The following is a 22,646-nucleotide window of genomic DNA, read 5'->3' as shown; positions in this document are numbered from 1 at the left end:
TATTCAATAGATATTAATCAGATGAGAGAAATGAATTCGATGAGCGAAATTCAAACAACAGAAACCCAAACCACTTCGAGCATGATAAAAGTCGATAATATCTCAAAATATTATGGAGACTTTCCGGCGGTCAATAATTTCAATTTTGAAATCGGGCGCGGTGAAGTCTTCGGCTTCATCGGCCCGAACGGCGCGGGAAAAACCACCACCATAAAAATGCTGGCGACCTTGATGTTGCCAACCGAAGGGCATTTATACATCGGGGGGTACGATGTCGTGAAAGAACCCCACGAAGTGCGTCGCATCATCGGCTTTATGCCCGATAGTTTTGGGGTGTATGAAGATTTACTGGTTTGGGAATACCTTGATTATTTCGCGGCGCTTTATAAACTGCCGCCCGAACGCCGTAAACAGGCGACTTCGGATGTGCTTGAATTGACCGACTTGACGGCAAAATATGACGCCCAGGTGATGAGCCTGTCACGCGGCATGAAACAGCGGTTGTGTCTGGCGAAGACGCTTTTGCACGACCCGGAGGTTTTGCTGCTTGATGAACCGGCATCCGGCTTAGACCCGCATGCCCGTATTGAAATCCGCGAATTAATTCGCGAACTCTGTCGGATGGGAAAAACCGTGCTGGTTTCATCGCATATTCTCACGGAGCTTGCCGATTTTTGTACTTCTATTGGCATCGTCGAAGCCGGGAAACTTTTAGCCGCAGGTCGTATTGATGAAATAACCACTCAGCTTTCCGGTCATGTTTTATTGGAGATAACCGTTAAAGGCGATCCCACACTGGCTTTGGAAGTGCTGGCGGAACGAACCGATATTGCGAAAACCATGTGTGATGGTCGGGTGATTCGCGCCGAATTCACCGGCGATGCCGATGATGTCGATGACGTTTTAAATTACTTGATTGCTCGTCAGGTCAGATTACTCGGTTTTAATCGTTCGCAAGCTAACCTTGAAGACATCTTCTTGAAAATTACTCGCGGTGTGGTGGCTTAATTGGTCTTTAAGGAAATTTGTGAAAGCTAATTTAACAGCACAATTGAATTCAGGATTTCGGACACCGGACTCCGGACTCAGGACTTAAATGATGGAAATATCGAATCCCATATTGGTTAAAGAGATGCGCACGAGAATGCGTGGCAAACGCGCCTTCGTGGTATTGACTGGCTACATCCTGGTGTTGAGCGCCATCATCGGATTGATTTATTGGGCAATCAGCGTCAACGCGCCGGTATCGGTAAGCAGCATGGCGGGTCGAATCCTTTCGCCGGTGTTGATTTATGTGCAGTTGGGATTGATTTGTTTAATCGCCCCGACCTTTTCTGCCAGCGCCATCTCATCAGAACGTGAACAGGAAACCTTCAGTCTGTTGATAGCGACGCTGGCAAAACCAACCACCATACTAAACGGTAAACTCGGCGCTGCCTTAACCTACCTTTTACTGACAATGTTCGGATCATTGCCATTGATTACCTTAACTTATTCTTTGGGCGGTGTGGGGCTTGGTGAAATCGCTTTGTCATATCTGGTCATGATCGTTGCAGGGGTTACGTTTTGTTCGCTCAGTTTTATGTGGTCAACCATGATTCGGCGCGGCGTGCTGGCGCAACTCGTTAGCGTTTTTACAGTAATTTTTCTGGTGCTGGCGATGCCTGCGCTGGGGTTGTTGTTGACTGCGGTTGCCAATAATTTTGTCACCGGACCTTCAACCTCATTTCTGAATATGACGTTTTTATTGCTGCGCACCAATCCGTTTGCGGCAATTACTTATCTGGTCATTCCCGGTGTACCCAACCCCCCGAACACGGTTTTCTTACATTCCGTTCCGGTTTGGATAACCCAGGTGATATTCTATTTGTTGCTGACGGCTTTAAGCATTTTCATCAGTTTAAGACGATTGAATAAAGTAAGGGAGTGGTTGTAATGGAAGCAGTTGAAAAAATCAATCAATTGGCACGAAATGTGATGTGGCGCAGGCGTTTGCTCGCCTTACAGGACGCGCTGGTGCTTGGCATCATCATTGCCGGATTTCTTTCGGCTGCGGTGGTGGTTTATTTGCGATGGCAATTATTGAACACTCCCATCTGGTTGATTGTTGCTGCGATTTTCACTGCCGTTTCAATTGGGTTGTTGATTAAATGGCGATTGGCATTTAAAGATGAAAATGACGCAGGATTTTTAATCGACGAATCGCTTTCCCTTGAAGACCGTTTTGCAACCGCTCAAGCCATTATCAATCGCGGGAATCCGTATCACCAATTTGAAGCAGCGCAAATCAAAGACGCCGCCGGTAAAATTGCGGAAACGCAGGCTTCAACCATTATTCCATATCAATTGAAGAAATTTTATGCGATGAGTTTGATTTCGTCTCTGGTTCTTGTGGTCGCCTTTCTCATCCCGCAAAAGTCGCTTCCCGGCGGTCAGGAAATCGCCGAGATGCGCGAAGAGATAACCCTTGCCGGTGAAGAGTTAGAGAAGTATTCCACAGAGATTGAAAAATTCACCCCGCCCGATACGGTGACGGCTCAACTTGCAAAAGAGCAGGCAGCATTAGGTAGAGAACTTCGCAATTCAAATTATGACCGTGCCGATGCTTTGAAAAAATTGGGAACGCTTGAGGAAAAAATTCGCCAACGCCACGATGAGTTAAACAGCACACGGGCAAATGAAATTGTCGGAATGGCTGAACGTCGTATGCGCTCAGTTCTGGCAAATATTGGTAAAGAGGAAAAAGCGAGTGACAATAACCAAACTGCAATTCAAGGTAATGAAATAAAAGAAGCGCAATCAACTGTTCCTGAAAAAAGTGGCGCGAAATCTGCCAAGGTTCAACCAAAATCGGCTGAATCAAAAGCCGTTGCGACGAAACCGAATACTGCCGAGCCGAAAGCTAAATCAACCGAGACCAAATCAACCACCAAGGATAAGCAAACTCAAGTGGCGCAAACCCCAGGTGTTGATAAATCCAAAAAAGAAGCGACTGCAAAACCTGAAACTCAGCCGAATGAGTCAACTGAAAAAGGTGATGATTCTCAGGTCGCCAAAACAGAAAATCCCGAAAGCCGCAAATCCACCGAAGGGCAAAAGCCACAGCCGGAAAGCCCGGAGAAGAACCGTGAACCGTCTTCCGAAGACCAACCGGGAAAAACCGAAGCGGTTGATAAAGAATTGGCGCAAACTTTGAAAGAGGTTGAAAAAGAAACCCGTTCAACACCAAATGAATCGCCAAACTCCGACCCGCAAAAAAGTGATGGCGCAAATGAAAATTCGGAATCGACTAATCCGATAACCAGTACCCTCACCGAACAGGGCACCAAAGCTTTATCGAATGAGTTAATGGATAAAGCCAAAGATTTGCAAAACGGCAAACTGAGCGCCGAAGATATTGCCAAACTCGGACAGTCCGCCGCTCAATTAGCCAAAGACCTCGCGCCGCTTGCCCAGTCCAAAGAATTCCAAAATGCCCTTGAGCAGATGGTAAAGCAAATCAATCCACAAACTATTGAACAGGTCGCGCGTGAACTCCAGAAAAATGAGCAACTGCGAAAAGAGTTACAGGCGGCTGCCAAATTATTGTTGCAGAACCAACAGGTCAAAGAGATGATTGCCGGATTTCGCAAAATGGGTGAAGAGATGGCGCGGGAGCGCGGGCTTGACGAGAAATTGAAAGAGCAGGAAATTCGCAAACAACAGGCTGAACAGCAAAGCGAACAGATTACCTTGAACGCAAAAAATGAACCCGGAAAGCCCGGCAAAAACAATCCAACCGGAGGCAAAGGTATACAAACTCCTTCGACTGACAGCAGTCGCAAACTGGAAGGCAAAGGCAGAGAAGAGCGATTCGCGGGTAAATTGCAGGAGCGCCCACAAGGCGATTTCGTTTATACCAATAATCAGGCAGGGAAAGGTTCGGCGCGGGTGTCTTATTCAAATGCCTATCCACAATATCGTCGCGAAGCCGAACGCAGCGTTCAACGCAGTCAGGTTCCCACGCAGATGCGGTCACTGGTGCGTAACTACTTTGATGCGATTAACCCGGATGCCCGAAAATCGAATTGAAATTATCCAATCAGGCTTGTATCTTTCTGCTCTTTCATTGAACGAAAAGTTAAGAGGTGAATAAATGGATCAGAGAGAAAAAGACAGATTATTAAATAACCTACGCTCGTTACCCAATGAACTCGAAGATTTAATCGGCAATCTTGATGATGAACAGTTACGCTGGCGACCGATTCCCAATAAATGGTCAATCAAAGAGATTATGTGCCACCTGCGCGATATGGAACTGCTCGCTTATTTAGCCCGGTTTAAAAAGATGTTGAACGAAGACCATCCGTTTCTGGAAGTGGTTGACCAGAATCGTCTGGCTTATGAAAACGATTACATCAATCAGGACACCAAAGCAGCCCTCCACGATTTCAAAGTCCTGCGCGGTGAAACCGTCAATTTATTGGCGTCAGCTACAGTTGAAGATTGGGGACGAATCGGCATTCATCAAGCCGATGGGGCGATGACTGTCGAACAATTGGTCAATCGTCAAATCAACGGCAATGACATCAACCATCTCACGCAAATGAAAGATATTGTCCGATTGAAAATGCCCTGGTGATAAACCCGGTAGTCGGCAATCGGTAGCCGGTGGTTATATTCAGACGTTCCACCGACTGCCGATTACCGATTACCGACTACCGATATATGCAAACCTTAGGTGAAATCAAAAAGCGCGTTGAAAGTTACGGCGAAAAGTTTCGCAATCTCAAAGCCGAAATCGGACGAGTCATCGTCGGTCAGGAAGAGATTGTCGAGGGCGCATTGCTTGCCTTAATGGCAGGTGGTCACGTTCTGTTGGAAGGCGTGCCGGGACTCGGCAAAACGTTGCTGGTGAGGACGCTTGGTGAAACCCTCGGCTTGAATTTTTCGCGTGTGCAATTTACCCCGGATTTGATGCCCGCTGATATTGTTGGCACCAACATCATCGTTGAAAATGAAGCGGGCGATAAGATGTTTCAGTTTCAACCGGGACCGGTGTTTACCAATCTGTTGCTCGCCGATGAAATCAACCGCGCCACCCCGAAAACCCAATCTGCCTTGCTTGAAGCGATGCAGGAACGTCAGGTGACGGTTGGCGGAAAAACTCATAAACTCGAAGGCGTCTTTTTCACCCTCGCCACCCAAAACCCTTTGGAGATGGAAGGCACCTATCCGCTACCCGAAGCGCAACTCGACCGGTTTATTTTCAAACTGCTGATTAACTATCCGTCGCGTTCGGATTTGATTGAGGTTTTGCGGCGTACAACCAGTGAATCAATTCCTCATGCCACTCGCATCCTTTCGCCCGATGACCTGGTCGAAATGCAAAAGCTGGTTCGCGAAGTTATCATCGCGCCGCACATCGAAGAGATTGCCGCCGACGCTTTATTGATGACCCATCCGAAAACCGAAGGCGCACCGATTAGTGTGAAGAAATTCGTGCGTTTCGGCGCAAGCCCGCGCGGTTTGCAAGGGATTGTTTTAACCGCCAAAGCCAGAGCCTTGCTTGATGGTCGTTACAACGTCAGTCGCGGCGACCTTGCCGCAGTCGTCAAACCCGCGCTTCGCCATCGCGTGATTTTAAATTTTGAAGGCGAAGCCGAAGGCATCAGCGTTGATGCAATTCTTGATGATGTGCTTGCGGTGCTTTCTTCGATTGAGAAATCAGCCAAGCAAAATGATTAGTTGTCTCCAAAATTTTACCGTTGATAATGGAAAAAATTGTTCATTTAAAAAGTAATATTTTCAGAGACATAATATTGCCTTTGGTTGTGGCGGGGTTTTTCAAAACCATTTTAAAAGGGATTTTAGGGATTTGGCTTTCAAACCCCTGGTCGAATAGTTTGGCTTTTTTTATCGCTTTTAGTCTTCTGAATTTTTATTGGTATAGGGAGTTGAAAAGGATGCTCTTGGGTATGACGGTGTTAAACCTGCTCATTTCAATTGCTATTTTTTATGTTTCCTGAAATCAATTAAAAAATTTTAAAGTCATTTTTCACTTCAATGCCGAATCAAAGCCTTTTAGACCCCACATTTTTGCGCAAGCTTGAACTGTTGCGGATTCAGGCGCGGCGCGCTTTTCCCGGCAGTATGCGGGGTGAGCGGCGGTCTACCAGACGCGGCGCGTCCGTCGAGTTTGCCGATTTTAGAAAGTATGAAGCAGGCGATGATTTTCGCCACGTCGATTGGAATATCTACGCCAGACTTGAACGGTTGATGCTTCGCCAATTTGTCGAAGAAGAAGACGTACGCATTGATATTCTGCTCGACCAGAGTCAATCCATGCATTTTGGCGACAAGGTGTCAAAGTTTGATTTTGCCCGCCGCACCGCTGCCGCTTTAACTTTTCTGGGAATTTCAAGTTTAGACCAGGTCGGTGTCGCGACTTTCGATTCGGCGATTCGTTTGCAGAAACGCGCTTCGCGTGGACGCGGACATTTGATGTCGGTACTGTCGTTTTTGGAATCTCTGGCTGACGATAAAAAAACGGAATCCGTTCCTGCATCGCGCGAGGGTAAAGAATCGACAACTGATGAACGCAATCCTGAGCGCACGAATTTGAGCGCGGTGTTACGCGCCTATCAAAAAAACACCATAAAACCGGGCATTTTGTTCATCATTTCGGATTTTTTTGATGAAGGCGATTTTCGTCAGGATTTAAAACTGCTCGCTCAACGCCGTTTCGATGTCAATTTAATTCAGGTGCTTGCTGATGAAGAGGTCAGCCCTGAAACCGCAGGCGATTGGCTGGTCGTCGATGCCGAAACCGGAGAAGAACGCGAAATAACCATCAACGCGCGCGCCGTCGAAGCTTATAAAAAAACGCTCGCCAAGTTTACCGAATCACTTGAATCCTTTTGCCGCAAACAGGGAATCGGCTATACCTTCATGCAATCGAGCGCCGCCTTTGAAGAGTTGTTGCTGAAAAATTTAATCGAAAGCCGCATGGCAGGATAACCCGTCGCCCAAGCCTGAATGTGGACATTATTGATAAACCTGTGAGAGACCTTTTCAATCTTGCCAATCTGTTGACCCTCTTTCGCATCCTGCTGATTCCGCCCTTTTTGTATTTTATTTATATCGGAAGATTTGGCTGGGCGCTCCTGACCTTTTTCATTGCCAGCATTTCGGATTTTTTTGACGGGTTTGTGGCGCGAAAATTTAATCAACAGACCAAACTCGGACAAACCTTAGACCCTGCCGCAGATAAAATCCTTACCACCGCTTCTTTCATCGTGATGGCAATCCCGCATGCGAATTTTCCTTCAATTCCGGTGTGGCTTGCGGTGGTGGTTATTTTACGGGATACCGTTATTTTAATAGGCTCATTGATGGTTTACCGATTAACAAAATTCAAAGATTTCAAACCGACGACTTCGGGCAAAGTGAATACCTTTCTGGAACTCGGATTGATTGTCTGGTTTTTGTGGTTCAACTGGATGGGGCGATTCACAGTTATTTTGCCACTCTGCTATTTCATCGTTCTCGGCTCGGTGCTGGTTTCAGGCGTGAGTTACATCCGGTTAGGGGTAAAGGTCATTCGCGAACATCAGTCAACCAAAATTCTCCGACAAACAAAATCATGATAATCTCTTCCTCCAATTTTTAATTCACTTCGGTGAGGCAATCCTATTGGTCATAAAATCGCTCATCCTGACTTTGCTCTCCGCTTTGCTTGTCGGTTTCACAGTGCTGGCGATGCGGCATGAATATGTTGGCATTCGTAAAAATTTTGCTGATGAAAATTATCTGCAATCCAAAGATTGTCTCTCCTGTCATCAAGACCATTTTGCTTCGTGGGCGAAAACCCATCACAGCCGCATGACTCAGGAAGCCCGCCCGCAAACCCTGCAAGGCGATTTTGAAAATCAGAACACGCTTGAATACCTCAACGTGAAAGCGCGCATGGAAAAACGCGGCGATAAATTTTTCATGACCTTCACCCAGCCCAACGGACAAGCGCAAACGTTCAGTGTTGATCGAACGGTCGGGTCGCGGCGCATCGAACAGTATTTATCGAAACAAACCGGCAAATATATTCGCCTGCCTTTAGCGTATGATTTGCTGAATCGCCGGTGGATGAATTTAAACGGCTCGTTTTTTTATCCCGATGGAGAAAATTTTTTCCAACATCAAAGCGACTGGGATGGCAATTGTGTATTTTGTCATAACGTCAAAGCCCAACCGCAAATCAATTTTCAGACCCGGCAATTCAACACCGAAGTCTCAGAACTTGGCATTGCCTGTGGCGCTTGTCACGGAGCAGCAGCCGACCACGCAGAAAAAGCAAGCTCGCCGTTTACCCGAACCCTTTGGCAATTTGATAGAGAAGCTGAGAAGAATATTGTCAATCCGTTGAAACTTTCTGCCGAACGTTCAATGCAGATTTGCGGACATTGTCATGGTCAACGCATACCGGTTGAGTTGAACCGCATACAGGAAATTCTGCAACGCGGCGATCCTTACAATGCCGGTGACGATCTCGCGAAAATTTATCAACCGGTTCAACGCGATACCATGGTCGGCAATTATTCGTTTGCCAATCGCTTCTGGGCGAACGGTTCGCCGCGACTTACGGCTTATGAATATCAAGGTATCTTGCGGTCAAAATGTTTTATTGAAGGCGACCCGAAAAATAAAATCAATTGTCTGACTTGTCACAGCATGCATGGCGGAGATGTGAAGGGTCAGATTACCGAAGAAAATCGCACTAACAAACCTTGTCTTGAATGTCATGATGAATACAATTCGGGAAAGGCGCTAACCGAACACACCAGACATCAAGCGGATTCTTCGGGCAGCAGTTGTTACAGTTGTCATATGCCGCGTGTGGTTTACGGGGTGATGTCGATTCATCCGACGCATGACATCACGGTTCCCAATCCTCAGCTTACGATTTCTCAGTCGCTTCCGAACGCCTGCAATCAATGTCACCTGGATAAATCGGTGAACTGGGCGATTGCCCAGTCGCGCAGCCTCTGGCAGACAAAATTTTTCAATCTTGAAAACCATCCCGACAAACAGTTTGATATTCCCGAAGGCGTTCGCGGTTTATTTTCCGGTGACGCATTGACCAGAGGGTTAATGGCGGAATCGCTGGGTGGCGGAGGCAATCCGCATATTGATTGGCGTTGGAGCGCGCCTTACTTAGTTGAAGCCTTAACCGATAACTACCCGATTGTTCGTTATTTTGCGGCGAACGGATTGGCAAAGATCAATGAGCAGTATTTGAAAAATGCCGGACTTGAAAAACCGGATTATCTAGGCTCACAAGCGATGCTGCAAAATTCTTTACTGCAATGGCGGCAAAATGTTCAACGATTAAATTCACAAAAACCCGATGAATTTTTTTCGTTGGTTCAACAATTGAAATCAATGCGTCGTGATGTGGATTTGGAAGTTGGCGAGTAAGCATGCTGATTTGAATCGAAAACGGGGAAGGATTTCTTATCAACTGAAAATAATTTGAAAGGCATAAATTAATAATTGATGGCAAGCGATGAAAAATCACTTGGATGGTTAAAGCCCATGTTGGTTCAAGGCTGGGCATCAATCGCCTTCTGGATGATGTTTGGATTGTTGTTGGAAGGGCTGATTGGCTATAAAATTCCGGCTTATCTGGAAGACGCGCAACGGCGCGAACTTTTTCGCCTCGCTCATACTCATGGAACACTACTCGGATTGTTGCTGGTCATCGGCGCATTGTGTGCCAAAAATTTCGCTCTGGAAATTGTTAAAGCGCCGCGTGTGGCTTTAAGGCTCGGAGTGGTTTTAATGCCCTTGGGATTTTTTCTTTCAGGAATCCGGCATACAGAAACCGACCCGGGGCTTGCCATCTGGTTGGTGCCGGTTGCCGCGTTATTAATCATTTGGGCAGCCATCGCTTTTGTATTGGCTTTGTTGAAATTTAATGATGAAAAAGGGCAATAATATTTGAGACGTACAAAAAACGGGAATTAACATGGCGTATCGTTACAAAGCGATGGTTGTTGAACAATTGGTTAAACACGGCATCATGCCCGACGGGCAGACTTCACCTGAAGAAATCCGCGAATTTATCAACGACCTGTATCTAATTGAAATTCGCAAATTGAGAAAACAATTGCTCGACGGAAAAATTCGCAAAGCCGATTATGCGGGACAGGTGTTAAAGCTCAGACAACGCTACCCGATTTTATCTTTACCGCTGCAATTCTGGTTGGAAAAAACTGAAGAATAATACGCATTTTCTTTTGAAGATTAGAATGGTTTGCGATTGAGTTTACTCAGCCGCTGTTGAGGAAGCGGTCTTTGACCGCGTTTCCCGTCATACGCGGTCAAAGACCGCTTCCTCAACTTGAGTAAATCGTTTTGCAAACGGCTATAGAATGGTTTAGCGAGCGGTCTTTGACCGCGACCGGGGAAATTGGAAGGAAGAAAAAGAGGCGCAGATTCAATCTGCGCCTCAAGTTTTTAGAAATCGATTCGCGCACCGATTTGGATAACTCGTGGTCTGTAAAATCCATTTGCAACGCCAACGAGTTGACTGGTAATGACCCCGAAACTGGCTCGGTTGTTCAAGTCAAGTGACGGGTCGGCAAAATTGACATGGTTGAAGATGTTGAAGAAATCGAAGCTAAGTCCCAATTTTACCTTTTCGGTAATTCGTGTCTGTTTACCGAATGACATATCGAATTGCCAACGTGTTAATCCGCGCAACACACCACGACCGCTGCGTCCGTCCTCCGAGATGTTGATGCGTCGGAAATTCTTATAGACATTTTCAGGATTGGCGAACAGGTTCAAACCGGTTCCGCGATTAGCCGGGTTGCCGGCGGTTCCAATGCCATCCGCGCCGCTCACACCGCTTTGCAAGCTGTTGCCATAGTCCGGTTTTTGAAGCGGAATTGCCCCGGTGCCGGTTCCGAAGATGGCTCCGGCTCCGAATACCTGAAATCCTTGAACGACAGTGAGCGGTCCACCGCTTGCCGCCTGCCAGATTCCCGAGGCATACCAACCACCGATAATATTGTCCAACCAGTTGCCGGTGCTGAAAGCTCTGCCTCTGCCGAACGGCAAATCGTAAACGAAATTGGCATTAGCAATGTGCGTGCGGTCGAAATCTGATGGCGCATAATCAATGTCGCCATCAAAGCTGCTTGAAAATTGCGACACAAAATTCTGTATGCCGCCAATCTGGTCAAGCGACCGTGAAAGGGTGTAATTGAAATCCATCGTCAAACCTTTGGAGGTTCGCTTGTGCAGGGAAACAAAGAACGCATTGTAATTTGATCTTCCCAGACTGGTACGAACAAACAGGTCGAGCGATTGTTGATTGTTATAGGATTTCGGCGCGATGAAATCCAAAAATGTATTCCACAGGTTATTGATGTTTCCGGCAATGAAATCACCGGTGACCTGACCCGCGATAAATCGTGTTGCCCCGATTGCCGCAAAAGGCGTTCCCGCCAGTTGGTTTTCAAACCAGGGTTGCGGAGTTACCGAACCCGGTGCCACTCCGTTTCTCAATTGTCCGGCAACGCTATCGAATGCCTGTGCAAAAGTTTGACCGGAAGTTTTATCTTTGAAGAAATACGGCGCTGAATTGAGGTTCACATTTTGAATCAGGTTACGCGCGAACCTGCCGATGTAGCCAACTTCGATTAGCATTTTACCGGGCAATTCCCGTTGAATCGAAAAATCTACTGAATGATTGTAGGGGTCGCGAATCACCGGGTCCATTGTGAACGAAAGCAACTCACCGAAAGGTTTTGCAGGGACAACCGGGGAGACGGCTGCGGTATTTACCGGCACCGGGATATTGCCATCAATGCCTGCGCGAAAGGGCTGTCCTGCGGAATTTTTCGGCGCGCGAAAGTTTAAGGTCTGTGCGAATCCTACCCCAAGCATCGGCACAACGACGCTTGAAACGGTGTTTACGCGGTCATAAAGCAAGGCATAACCGCCTCGAATAACCGTGTGATTATCGCCGAAAAGTTTGCCCAATAGACCGGATTTGTATGCCGGTTGCCACGAGAGTGCAAAACGCGGCGAGAAATCTTTGCGATTGATGTCGAATACGCCGACTCTGCCGGTCTCCTTAATTGGAAGGTAGGAAATATCGGGATTAAAAATTTCTCCGTTTTCGGCTGCGGCGCGTTTTTGCTGCAAATAATCCGCCGCTTCAATCAGTTGACCCGAATCTTTGTAGGCGAGGACGGTTTGCCTATCGAGTTCGTCTTTGGGTGGAGTGTGCCACTGATAGGTAAGTCCGTATGAAAGGGTAAAGTTGGATTTGATGCGCCAGACATCCGAGAAATAAAATTCCCAATGTCTAAGCGTGGTGTCGTTGACTAATCCGGTTCCCGGCGGCAGCGGTTGCAGGGAACCGTCGCGCACTGCAAGGTAAGAGACACTGTCAACGATGCCGAGCAGCGAAGCATAAAACTGGTTGTAACGGCTGAGGTCGGATGATTGTAGACAATTTTGGGTGACTGCTCCGCCACAAGTGGGTGGACGTTCACCGGCACTAATCTGGACATTGCCTGCTGCGCCGATTGAAGCAACCGGAGTGGCGACGGAGCCGATGACTTTATCATCGCGATAATGAAATGTGGTGATGTAACGCAGATTGCCGCCGAATTGCACCGTGTGTGAACCTTTCGACCAGGTGGCGTTGTCAATAAATTGCCAGTTGCCTCCTGATAAGGATTGTTCACGGGCGCGTTGGGTATCAACGTCAATGGCTTCATCTAACAGTGCAACTGCCGGATTGGAATCTGCTGCGCTGGGCGCAAGATTGACCGAAACATTAAATCCGGCAATCGTCGTCGGGGAAATTCTTTCGAGAATAAAATTGTCAAACGAATGCCCGATGCGAACTTCATTCACCAGATTCGGTCGCAGAGTTCCGGTGAGTCCAAAGGTTAAATTTTTCGGTCGTTCCGAAACCTGATCGCCGCCTTTGAGGTTGATAAGGTCTACTTGATTGGCGTTTATTTGAATATTTCTTGAAAGCGCGCCTTTGGCTTCAAATGACCAATTCTGGTTTATCTGGTAATCGAGCCGCAGAACCCCATAATCAGACCTTAAATTCGCCGCCACATTAGAAGTAAACCCGCTGGTATTTAATCCGTCTCCAAAACCTGAATTGTTGGGTTTGGGTAGGGTGTTGAGGTAGCTGAGAATTTTCGCATTGGCTCCGAGAGCGCGCGGGTCAAAGGTTCGCGGATTGACGGTAAACACCGCTCCCGAGGCATCGCGAAACCGCAGTTGCCCGGCTCGAAAGCTATCGGTTGGAACCACGCGGTTAATCTGTTGCGTGCCGGGTAATCGTCTGCCTTCATAGTTGCCGAAGAAAAAGACTTTCTCTTTCCAGATCGCCCCGCCGAGTGAAAAGCCGAAACGATTATCGATGAGCGGTGGCCTTGGCAATTTCAAACGATTATTCGTCCATGAGTTGGCATTTAAATTATCGTTTTGATGATATTCATAAGCCGACCCATGATATTGATTGGTGCCACGTTTGGTAACCAGCGTTACCTGTGCGCCACCTGATCGTCCGAATGTCGCGTTGGGATTGGCTACGGTTACACGGAATTCTTCCACCGATTCGGTCGGAGTCGGAATGACGGTGGCAAAGGAACTGCGAAATCCTACATTGTCGGTTACATCAATTCCGTCAAGACTGAAGGTGTTCTGGTCGCCACGCGAACCTGAAGTTTCACCGGTCGGCGAGATTGCCGGTTGCAGTTGCAAGAGTGAAGTCACCTGGCGGTTGGCATTCGGTAATCGCTGGATTCGGTCACTCTCAATCACATTGCCAACTGCCGAATCATCTTTTTGCAATTGAACTTCACCGGTTGCTGTAACCGTAACTTGTTCGGTGGTGCCACCGGCTTGAAGCGAGATATCGACGTTGGCGGTTTTCGCAATTTCGGCTTTGACTTCGGCAACAATCGTGGTGCGAAAACCTTGCGCGGTAACGGCGATTTCATATAGTCCGGGTTCTACGTTTGGAAAGACATAGCGCCCTTCGGAATTGGTAGCATCGGTTCTTTCAGTTTTGGTTGCTTTGTCAATCAGTTTGACGGCTGCACCGGCAACGATTGCACCTTGTGAATCCGATACCACCCCTGAGATTCTTGCGGTAGTTGCGGTTTGCCCAAATGCCTGCAAGGGCAAAAGCGAGACCACCAAAGCGAAAATTAAAAAGCGAGCAGCTTTCATGATTATCCTCCTTCTCCAAGAATGAGACTAAAAACTACGCAAGATGTAACGGAATGAGACCGGATTAAAAAAAAGAAAAAGACTGAAAAAGCTTTATGAGAACGATTACACTGTCCAGATTTTCGATAATACACGCTTGAAATTGCCGCCGAGTATGCCTTCGATTTCCGAATCCGAATATTTTCTGCGAATGAAGCCTTCGGTTAAATCGAACATGCGTTTGGGGTGATTGACCCCTTCAATATCGATTTTTTCGCGAAACCCGTAACTGCCTTTATAACCGGCGCGAAGTTGGCGATTGAGTTCCGGCGGCATGGCATCATAACCGTATAAATCAATATCGCTGCCGATGCCCAGATGCTCTGAGCCAATCAATTTTCTGACGTGGTCGAAATGGTTGAGATAGTCTTCAATGGATGTGGGTTCGTCATTTTTGACAAACATCCGCACCCCGGTTATGCCCATCACGCTTTCGGCAGCGCCAACTTTTTTAATCGCTTCATCGGTTTTACAACGCGGATGTCCAGGACACAGCGCGCGACAATTGGAATGGGTAATCAGCACGGGTTTTTTGGATAGTTCAAAGGCATCAATCGTTGTGCGGTCGCCGCAATGCGAAACGTCAATCGCCATGCCGACGGTGTTCATGCGGTCGATAATCATTGCGCCAAAATCGCTGATGCCATCATCGCGCCGTTCGGTTGAACCATTGCCGATTAAATTTCTTGAGTTATAGGTGAGTTGCGAAACCCTCTGTCCGAGATTGCGGAAAAAATTGACATCATTGGGCACGCGAAAATGATCGGCGTTTTGCAAGCCAAGCAGGATGCCGACCTTGCCGGAATTTTTTACGCGCTCTAAATCTGCGGCGCTATCGATGCGCATAAAATGCTGGTCGTGATTTGCCAGAAAACCATTCCACAAGGCAAAAAACTTTAACACCTCTGAGTAAGCTTCTGTGCCTCCCATGCCAATCGCAATATGAAAAACCTTGATGCCGGATTCTGTGAAAGGTTTGAGGTCTTCAGCAGTAAAACTTTCAGGGTCGCGAAACCACTTGTCCTGTTTGGGAAAGTTGAGCGTCAAAGGACTGAGCATATCAATCACCGTCGCGCGCTTCATCAAATCAAGGGTTCGGGTTGAATACTCGGTGTTGGCGTTGGCAAAAAGGCGAAACCGCCCGCGATTGACCATCGGCGCAAAAAATAAAGCCGAACTCGCAAGCGTAGTTTTCTTCAACATCGCGCGGCGAGTCAGGTGATGGGAAATGGGTTTTGGTGATTGCGCTTTGGTTTTTGCCATAATGCTCCTGAAACTGGTGATTGTTGAAATATTAGTCCGATATGGGAGTGTCGCCTTCAAACCGATTTATTAAGAATTGAAATTGAAAACGACACTCCGGCTTTTCCCACTCATCAATTCCTACTGGATTTTCTTCGCTTCCTGATCAATGCCATAATCGCTGTGAAGGATTAAGGCTTTCACTTGATTCCCCTCCTTGATGAATGAGAAACGATTGCGATTGAAGACAAATAGTTTTTCAGAAACCGGTGAAATTTGGATTTTCTGGGGACCAAACATCAAGGTCAGTTTATTGCCTTCACGGGCAATCGTGGCTTTCTCTTTTTCGCTGACTTGATAGACCCCGACATACTGGTCAAGCACATTTTCCGCGAGCGTAATCGGCGTGTAATCTTTAACGGGTTTTCCGATAACCATCGCGGCAATCTTCAAGGTAAGTTCTTCGGGGTTGGGATTGCCGGTATCCCGGTTGGTGAGAACCGAAACGAAAACTTTGTCTATTGGCAAACGTCTGACGTGAGTAACGAAGCCGTTAATCCCCCCGCCATGCGAAATCATCTGATGACCTTCGTAATCATTAATCGCCCACCCGTATCCATAATGGGTCAGGCGACCATCAGTCAATTTGCTCGGCATCCAGGCTTTTTTGAGCGTATCCGGTTTGAGCAGTTTATCTGTGTAAAGCGCCGCGTCCCAGATGGCTAAATCATCAACCGTTGACATCAATGCGCCCGCCGCGCCCGGTTGTGTCATGCTGAGGTATGCGGCATTGACAAACCCTTTGCTGCCTCTTGAATAACCGGAAACCCGCCCGCGAATAATGCGATCCGTGCGGTCATAAAATGAATTCTTCATGCCTAGCGGCTGGAAAATTTTCTGTTCAATAAAATCGGCATAACTCAATCCTGAGGCTTTTTCGATGATGACGCCGAGCAGAAAAAATGCCGAGTTGTTGTAATTCCAACTCGCCCCCGGAGCGAAATCCATAGGCTTGTCCTTGAACAAGGCAATCAGTTCTTCATCTTTAAAATCCTTGCGCCATTGCGGAAGCCATTCGGGAAGCGCGGTGTAGCTTTTGATTCCCGATGTGTGATTGAGCAAATGCTCAACCGTGATTTTTTTACCCTGGGTTGGGTAATCGGGAAAATATTTGGTGAGGTCGTCTGTGAGCGAAAGCTTGCCTTGCTCTTCGAGCATTAAAATCGCCACTGCCGTAAATTGTTTGGTAATCGAACCGATTCTAAAAATCATGTCGGGTTGCGCGGGAATATTTAATTCGATATTGGCAAGTCCGTAACCCTTGCGAAAGAGTACCTTGCCGTCTTTGACTACGATAACCGTGGCACCCGGTTCATCGGCTTTGAATTTACTGACCATCAATTGGTCAATTTCAGATTGCAGATTGGCGCTTTGTTGCGCTTCGACTTTAAGGGTAAAAAGCCCGATTAAAAGCACCCCGATTAAAAAGAGCTGGCAGCCTGACGATTTCTTCACCATCATAAAATTAATTCCTTGAAGTTGGATTGAAACCCCTCGCCGATTTTAAGTTTGGGTAGGCGGGTTTATACATCAGTTGTTGCAAGCTGTCAAGAATCATACAACACTTGTTGCACATAATCTTGTTTGCCATCCCTTGATGTGCTATCTTTCGCAAACCGATTTGAAACCGTTTATTAAGGTAGCAACCCATGAATGCAAAAAAAGTCATTGGTCATCCGGACACCATCAACTCATCATTGACCTCTCTCGAAGCGCGGTTCACGCAGGCGAAATCTCAGCTCAATCCCAGTCGGCGAAATTTAATTCAAGCGATGCTCGATAATCCCGAAGAGCATTTTTTTCTCTCGTCAAGAAAGATGGCACAACGCTATGGTGTCGATGCCTCGACCATCGTGCGCACCATTCAGGCGTTGGGTTATGAACGTTATGATGATTTTGCCACCGATTTAAGAAATCATTTTGTCACGCGGATTACGCCCTATTCGGTTTTGAAATCGGCAACCCGCGAAAAACGCAGCGTCACCGACCACATTCGCCATTGTCTGGAACGCGATACCGAAAACCTCAATTCACTTTCGGCAAATTTAAATACCGAGCGGGTGATTGAACTCGCCAAGCTGTTGCACCGCTCCCGACGACTTATTATTGTCGGCGTTGACCTCGCCTCATCACTTGCGAACTTTCTGGCTTATGGACTGACGCCGCTCGGATTTGACGCCGAAGCCCCGGTGGGAAGTTCGGGAAATCTCCATCACAAAATAGATATTTTATCGGCGAAAGATTTGGTAATTGCCATCAGTTTCGGGCGATGTTTGCGTGATACGGTGGATTCGGTGTTGCGCGCCAGAGAACGCGGCGTTCCGACATTTGGAATAACCGATAGCGACACCACGCCGCTGGCGCTGTTTTGTGATTCTTATCTTCTGGCATCGATTTCGAGTCCGTCGTTTACCGGTTCGTATGTTGCGCCGCTTGCGGTAATGAATTGCATTTTAATCGCTACCGCCCATTTACATCCGTCGCGTTCGCTGGCATTGCTTGAAAAGACCGAAGAGGATTATCGTACAGGGGCGCGCTGGTATTCTGAAAATTTGAGTCCGGCGTTACTGGATGGAAATCACCCGATTAAATCGAAACGAAAAAAATCCAAAAATAAAAGGCAGGATTAGGCTATGCGATTTCATCCCCTCTTGAAGAAAACAGGCATGAGCGTTTTTCCGGCAATCATCATTCTGGTTTTTTATTCAACGATTGCAAAAGCGCAAACCCTCAACAACTATCAAAAAACCACTGCGATGGTTGCCATGCGAGATGGGGCGAAATTGAATACGGAAATTTACGCGCCGAAATCCATCACGAAACCGCTGCCGTTTATTTTTATTCGCACCCCTTATGGTATCGCCAGTGCGGGAATTTCACTCAATACTTCCAACAAAGAACTCGCCGAAGAAGGTTATATCTTCGTTTTCCAGGATATTCGCGGGCGCTATCAATCCGAAGGCGGGTTTGTCATGCAACGACCGCCGCGAAATCGCCAAGACCCGAAAGCCATCGACGAAAGCACAGACACCTATGACACGATTGAGTGGTTATTGAAAAACGTTGCGAATCACAATGGTCGGGTGGGAATGATGGGCATATCTTATCCGGGTTGGTTGACGGTGATGGGAATGCTCGACCCGCATCCGGCTTTGAAAGCCTGTTCACCGCAAGCCTCACCCGTTGATATGTTTTTAGGCGATGATTTTCATCATAACGGCGCGTTCCGACTGAGTTACGGTTTTGAATATGCGACGATGATGGAAACCGGCAAGACCAGTTTTCAATTCGCCTTCGATAAATACGACACCTATGAGTGGTATTTGAAACTGGGCGCGCTATCGAACGTCAACGAAAAATATTTGAAAGGAAAAATTCCTACCTGGAACGATTTCGTCAATCATCCGAACTATGATGAATTCTGGCAAAAACAGACTGCCGTCCCTTACCTCGACCGCGTGACCATTCCGACGTTGAATGTTGCGGGTTGGTGGGATCAGGAAGATTTTTACGGGCCGCTGAAAATTTACGAAGAGTTGGAAAAGCACGACAAAGCGAATTTAAATTTTATCGTCGTTGGTCCCTGGAATCATGGCGGCTGGGCGCGTTCGGATGGCAGCAAGCTAGGGAAAATCAATTTCGATAGCCCGACGAGTCAATATTTTCGCGAAAAAATTCAAGCGCCATTTTTTGCCTATTATTTAAAAGCTCAAGGAACACAACCGCCGCCCGAAGCTCTCACCTTTCAAACCGGGGCAAATAGTTGGAAGTCATATAATCAATGGCCGCCGCGTAATCAAACTACCGATAAAAATTTCTATTTTCAAAAAGGCAATCGGTTATCGAATGAAGAACCGCTTGTAAATTCACCGAGAGAGTTTGACGCCTATATTTCTGATCCGGCGAAACCCGTGCCTTACCGCCCGCGACCGATTGAGCCAACCTATTTTCCGAAAGGGTCAGGTTGGTCTGCCTGGCTTTTGGAAGACCAGCGTTTCACCCATCAACGACCCGATGTGTTGAGTTTTGAAACCGAACCGTTGGAGGCAGATGTTGTGGTGACCGGCGATGTCATCTCCCATTTGTTTGCCTCGACCACCGGGACGGACAGCGATTGGATTGTGAAATTGATTGATGTTTACCCGGAAGATTATCCTAAGGATTTCAAGATGGGCGGCTATCAATTGATGATTGCCAATGAGGTTTTTCGCGGACGCTTTCGTAAAAGTTTTGTAAAACCTGAAGCCCTCGTTGCCAATCAGGTAGCCGAATACAAAATTGACCTGCATCATGTGAATCACCGATTTCTCAAAGGGCATAAAATTATGGTGCAAGTGCAGAGCAGTTGGTTTCCGGTGATTGACCGCAATCCGCAAACCTTTGTGGAAAATATTTTCAAGGCGAAGGATTCCGATTACCGAGTCGCCACACAACGCATCTATCGCTCGAAACGCTATCCATCGCGCGTGATATTACCGGTTGAAGCGCAAACTCCATGAGAATTTTAATGCGTTATTTACTATCTGTTGGATTCATCATCTGTATGACGATAACGGCTGACTCAAATCTCAATATTCAACGACCACCGTTTCCGGTTTATCTCAACCATTTTTTTCTGGTGGTTGATGGGGAAACCTATGCCGATATTGAAAAGAATGAATTTTTAAGAAAACAGTTTGCCCCGAACGAAACCCGCACCACCAGGCGAACCGATATTTCTTACACCGGACTCTATTTTTACGGGCGAAATACCTACTTTGAATTTTTTGATGCAAGTAAGGAAACCAAGCGAAAAACCAGTGAAACCGGAATCGCGTTTGGTGTAGAACAAACCGGCGCATCCAAAATTCTGCAAAAACAACTTGGCAGTGAAAACCCCTTTAAAGTAACCCGGCTGTATAACGATAAACAGGTTGACTGGTTTTATATGCTCACCGGGAAAACCTCTTCATTTACATCGGGCAGTAGTTTCTGGGTGATGGAATACCTGCCCAGTTTTTTACGGGAATGGAATCCTCAAGCCGATAACAGCGCGGGAATCGAACGGCGACAGATCTTGCAGCGATATACGGCAGTTTTAAAAGAAGTGCCAAAAGACCCGGTATTTCAGGATGTTTTGGCAATAACCGTAGCACTCGACGAAAACCTGAAAAAGTCGCTCATTGATTCCTGCAAATTATTCGGGTATGAGGCAAAAACCAATGGGAATTTGACGACGATGATTGGCGCAGATATAACTCTGACGATAATTCCCGAAACGCAATCCCGGAAGGGCATTCAAAGTTTTACATTTAAATATAAAACCAGACCTAAGCGCGATGAATATCGATTCGGCAATCATTCGGTTTTGCGATTTGGCGATAATCATCGGGCTGTCTGGTCTTTTTAATTTGGATAAACGCATTTTTAAAGGCGCATCCTTAATAATGCTGATAAATGAGGGATGATGAAAAAATCCACCATACTCCTTTTGCTTTTATCACTTTCGGTTTTTGCCCGACAGCTTGATGAACCGACCAAAAAAGCCGTCGAATCGATTCGCGCAGACGATATTAAAAGTCATATGTACTTTCTCTCTGCGGATGAGATGGCTGGTCGGGATGCGGGCAGTCACGAAGGGCGCATCACTGCCAATTATATTGCCTCGCAATTCATGCGCTATGGTCTGAAACCCGTCGGTGATGGCGGCACTTACTTTCAGAATTTCGATCTCATAGAAGCCTGGGTTGATAATGACAACACCGAATTAAAAGCCAAAATTGATGGCGTGGAGAAAACCTATCAGCTTGGGTTTGATTTCAACCTCGCCCGACAAAGCAATAACCCGGCGCAGGTCACAGCGCCTGTAATCTTTCTCGGCTATGGCGTCAATGCGCCTGAATATGGCTACAACGAGTTTGCGGGCGTAAACCTGCGCGGCAAGATTGCGATGGTTTTATCATCCGAACCACAAAGCTCGGATGCCAATTCCAAGTTCAAAGGGAAGTGGGAAACCATTCATGGAAAAATCTGGCACAAAATCGAAACCCTTCGCAAAGCTGGTGCAGCCGGAATAGTCGTCATCAATCCTTCACGCCCGACTCGCCCGCCGCGTCTTGCCAGTGCGCCTACGGATTTTCAAGCAGGCGTGACGCCGCGCATCCAACTTGCGGGTTCGTTATGGGATATACCAACCTTTTCCATCAGTCAATCGGTCGCCAATGAATGGCTTGCTTCTGCTGGAAAAACCGTTGACGTATTGCAACAAAGCATTGACCGGAATTTAAAACCGCAACCAATTGAAATCACCGGATTGACCATCACTTTGAAAAAAGCGTTGAAGAGTCGGCGGGTGATTCGCACGCGAAATGTGGTTGGACTCCTTGAAGGTTCCGACCCGCAATTAAAAGATGAGGCAGTAATAATCACGGCTCATTATGACCATGTCGGAACCGTCGCCGGGAGAATCTATCGCGGCGCGGATGACAATGCATCGGGAACCATTGGCGTGATGGAAATCGCCGAAGCTTACCTGACCGCGAAATTAAAACCGAAACGCAGCATCCTGTTTGTGGTTTTTGAAGCCGAAGAGCGTGGTTTGCTCGGCGCTTTTTATTATGTTGACCGACCGATCATTCCACTCGCGAAAACCTATGTAAATTTAAATATGGATATGATTGGACGCGATGAACATTCGCCAACCTGGAATACTACCCCTGAACAAAATCGTAATGGTGTCAATGTGGTCGGCACGCTTTATAATCCCGAACTTAGAAAAATGATTGAAGCGAGTAATCAGGGGATTGGTTTATCACTCGATTTCAAAACTGACACCGTGGATAGCGAAAGCTGGTTTTCGCGAAGCGACCATTTTCCCTTCGCCACCAAATCGATTCCGATGGTGTTATTCAACACAGGGGAACACCCGGATTATCACACTGAAAACGACACCTGGGATAAAATCAATTATCCGAAGATGGAAAAGATTGTCCGGTTGATTTTCTTAACCAGTCTCGAAGCCGCGAACGCGACGCACAAAATTGATTTCAAACCTTAATGAATAAACCAGCAGACGG

17 protein-coding genes are annotated in these 22,646 nt (G+C 47.0%); 14 read left to right on the top strand and 3 right to left on the bottom strand.

What is annotated here, in order from left to right:
- The first annotated feature begins 39 nt into the window (after positions 1-39).
- From AB1757_22740 to AB1757_22695, 10 genes are all read left to right on the top strand, one after another.
- Positions 40-1,008, top strand: coding sequence for an ABC transporter ATP-binding protein (locus tag AB1757_22740; protein MEW6129876.1), 969 nt, complete (start codon positions 40-42; stop codon positions 1,006-1,008).
- 88 nt (positions 1,009-1,096) lie between these two features.
- A complete protein-coding gene (locus tag AB1757_22735; GenBank protein MEW6129875.1) occupies positions 1,097-1,936 on the top strand; it encodes an ABC transporter permease subunit in 840 nt (279 codons plus the stop codon).
- Positions 1,936-4,071, top strand: coding sequence for a hypothetical protein (locus AB1757_22730; protein MEW6129874.1), 2,136 nt, complete (start codon positions 1,936-1,938; stop codon positions 4,069-4,071). Before AB1757_22735 ends, AB1757_22730 begins: the two co-directional genes overlap by 1 nt.
- Positions 4,072-4,135: 64 nt before the next feature.
- Positions 4,136-4,621, top strand: coding sequence for a DinB family protein (locus AB1757_22725; protein ID MEW6129873.1), 486 nt, complete (start codon positions 4,136-4,138; stop codon positions 4,619-4,621).
- Positions 4,622-4,707: 86 nt separating this feature from the next.
- Positions 4,708-5,727 carry a MoxR family ATPase gene (locus AB1757_22720; GenBank protein MEW6129872.1) on the top strand — a complete coding sequence of 340 codons (1,020 nt, stop codon included), beginning with the start codon at positions 4,708-4,710 and terminating at the stop codon, positions 5,725-5,727.
- Positions 5,728-6,045: 318 nt separating this feature from the next.
- A complete protein-coding gene (locus AB1757_22715; protein ID MEW6129871.1) occupies positions 6,046-6,999 on the top strand; it encodes a DUF58 domain-containing protein in 954 nt (317 codons plus the stop codon).
- Positions 7,000-7,040: 41 nt separating this feature from the next.
- Positions 7,041-7,628 (top strand): CDP-alcohol phosphatidyltransferase family protein, encoded by a 588-nt coding sequence (locus AB1757_22710; protein MEW6129870.1) that lies wholly within the window; start codon positions 7,041-7,043, stop codon positions 7,626-7,628.
- A gap of 46 nt (positions 7,629-7,674) precedes the next feature.
- Positions 7,675-9,453: a cytochrome c3 family protein gene (locus tag AB1757_22705; GenBank protein MEW6129869.1), complete on the top strand. Its 1,779-nt coding sequence runs from the start codon at positions 7,675-7,677 to the stop codon at positions 9,451-9,453.
- 78 nt (positions 9,454-9,531) lie between these two features.
- A complete protein-coding gene (locus AB1757_22700) occupies positions 9,532-9,972 on the top strand; it encodes a hypothetical protein (protein ID MEW6129868.1) in 441 nt (146 codons plus the stop codon).
- A gap of 31 nt (positions 9,973-10,003) precedes the next feature.
- Positions 10,004-10,261, top strand: a complete 258-nt coding sequence (locus tag AB1757_22695; GenBank protein ID MEW6129867.1) for a hypothetical protein — start codon at positions 10,004-10,006, stop codon at positions 10,259-10,261.
- Between the two features lie 233 nt (positions 10,262-10,494).
- Here AB1757_22695 and AB1757_22690 read toward each other — a convergent pair whose 3' ends face one another.
- The 3 genes from AB1757_22690 to AB1757_22680 all read right to left on the bottom strand — a co-directional run bounded on the left by AB1757_22690 (position 10,495) and on the right by AB1757_22680 (position 17,052).
- A complete protein-coding gene (locus AB1757_22690) occupies positions 10,495-14,250 on the bottom strand; it encodes a carboxypeptidase regulatory-like domain-containing protein (GenBank protein ID MEW6129866.1) in 3,756 nt (1,251 codons plus the stop codon).
- 105 nt (positions 14,251-14,355) lie between these two features.
- Positions 14,356-15,552, bottom strand: a complete 1,197-nt coding sequence (locus tag AB1757_22685) for a membrane dipeptidase (protein ID MEW6129865.1) — start codon at positions 15,550-15,552, stop codon at positions 14,356-14,358.
- A 120-nt stretch (positions 15,553-15,672) separates the two neighbouring features.
- Positions 15,673-17,052, bottom strand: a complete 1,380-nt coding sequence (locus AB1757_22680) for a serine hydrolase domain-containing protein (protein ID MEW6129864.1) — start codon at positions 17,050-17,052, stop codon at positions 15,673-15,675.
- Positions 17,053-17,240: 188 nt separating this feature from the next.
- Here AB1757_22680 and AB1757_22675 point away from each other — a divergent pair, with 188 nt between their 5' ends.
- Genes AB1757_22675 through AB1757_22660 form a run of 4 tightly spaced genes read left to right on the top strand, consistent with a single transcriptional unit; the run spans position 17,241 to position 22,627 of the window.
- Positions 17,241-18,221, top strand: coding sequence for a MurR/RpiR family transcriptional regulator (locus AB1757_22675; GenBank protein ID MEW6129863.1), 981 nt, complete (start codon positions 17,241-17,243; stop codon positions 18,219-18,221).
- Between the two features lie 36 nt (positions 18,222-18,257).
- On the top strand, positions 18,258-20,090 hold the full coding sequence (locus AB1757_22670) for a CocE/NonD family hydrolase (GenBank protein MEW6129862.1): 1,833 nt from the start codon (positions 18,258-18,260) through the stop codon (positions 20,088-20,090).
- An 8-nt stretch (positions 20,091-20,098) separates the two neighbouring features.
- Entirely contained in the window at positions 20,099-20,980 is an 882-nt protein-coding gene (locus AB1757_22665; GenBank protein MEW6129861.1) for a DUF5829 family protein, read from the top strand.
- Positions 20,981-21,034: 54 nt separating this feature from the next.
- Positions 21,035-22,627 (top strand): M28 family peptidase, encoded by a 1,593-nt coding sequence (locus AB1757_22660; protein ID MEW6129860.1) that lies wholly within the window; start codon positions 21,035-21,037, stop codon positions 22,625-22,627.
- Positions 22,628-22,646 lie beyond the last annotated feature (19 nt).

This window comes from Acidobacteriota bacterium, from assembly GCA_040754075.1.
Taxonomy (GTDB): domain Bacteria; phylum Acidobacteriota; class Blastocatellia; order UBA7656; family UBA7656; genus JBFMDH01.
Note: the sequence above shows the minus strand (reverse complement) of the source record. Positions and strands in the feature narration are given on the sequence as shown.

What these genes read in the sequence shown, in the direction of transcription:
- AB1757_22740 (MEW6129876.1), top strand. Translation starts at nt 40, where the DNA reads ATGAGCGAAATTCAAACAACAGAAACCCAAACCACTTCGAGCATGATA.
- AB1757_22735 (MEW6129875.1), top strand. Translation starts at nt 1,097, where the DNA reads ATGATGGAAATATCGAATCCCATATTGGTTAAAGAGATGCGCACGAGA.
- AB1757_22730 (MEW6129874.1), top strand. Translation starts at nt 1,936, where the DNA reads ATGGAAGCAGTTGAAAAAATCAATCAATTGGCACGAAATGTGATGTGG.
- AB1757_22725 (MEW6129873.1), top strand. Translation starts at nt 4,136, where the DNA reads ATGGATCAGAGAGAAAAAGACAGATTATTAAATAACCTACGCTCGTTA.
- AB1757_22720 (MEW6129872.1), top strand. Translation starts at nt 4,708, where the DNA reads ATGCAAACCTTAGGTGAAATCAAAAAGCGCGTTGAAAGTTACGGCGAA.
- AB1757_22715 (MEW6129871.1), top strand. Translation starts at nt 6,046, where the DNA reads ATGCCGAATCAAAGCCTTTTAGACCCCACATTTTTGCGCAAGCTTGAA.
- AB1757_22700 (MEW6129868.1), top strand. Translation starts at nt 9,532, where the DNA reads ATGGCAAGCGATGAAAAATCACTTGGATGGTTAAAGCCCATGTTGGTT.
- AB1757_22695 (MEW6129867.1), top strand. Translation starts at nt 10,004, where the DNA reads ATGGCGTATCGTTACAAAGCGATGGTTGTTGAACAATTGGTTAAACAC.
- AB1757_22690 (MEW6129866.1), bottom strand. Translation starts at nt 14,250, where the DNA reads ATGAAAGCTGCTCGCTTTTTAATTTTCGCTTTGGTGGTCTCGCTTTTG.
- AB1757_22685 (MEW6129865.1), bottom strand. Translation starts at nt 15,552, where the DNA reads ATGGCAAAAACCAAAGCGCAATCACCAAAACCCATTTCCCATCACCTG.
- AB1757_22680 (MEW6129864.1), bottom strand. Translation starts at nt 17,052, where the DNA reads ATGATGGTGAAGAAATCGTCAGGCTGCCAGCTCTTTTTAATCGGGGTG.
- AB1757_22675 (MEW6129863.1), top strand. Translation starts at nt 17,241, where the DNA reads ATGAATGCAAAAAAAGTCATTGGTCATCCGGACACCATCAACTCATCA.
- AB1757_22670 (MEW6129862.1), top strand. Translation starts at nt 18,258, where the DNA reads ATGAGCGTTTTTCCGGCAATCATCATTCTGGTTTTTTATTCAACGATT.
- AB1757_22665 (MEW6129861.1), top strand. Translation starts at nt 20,099, where the DNA reads ATGCGTTATTTACTATCTGTTGGATTCATCATCTGTATGACGATAACG.
- AB1757_22660 (MEW6129860.1), top strand. Translation starts at nt 21,035, where the DNA reads ATGATGAAAAAATCCACCATACTCCTTTTGCTTTTATCACTTTCGGTT.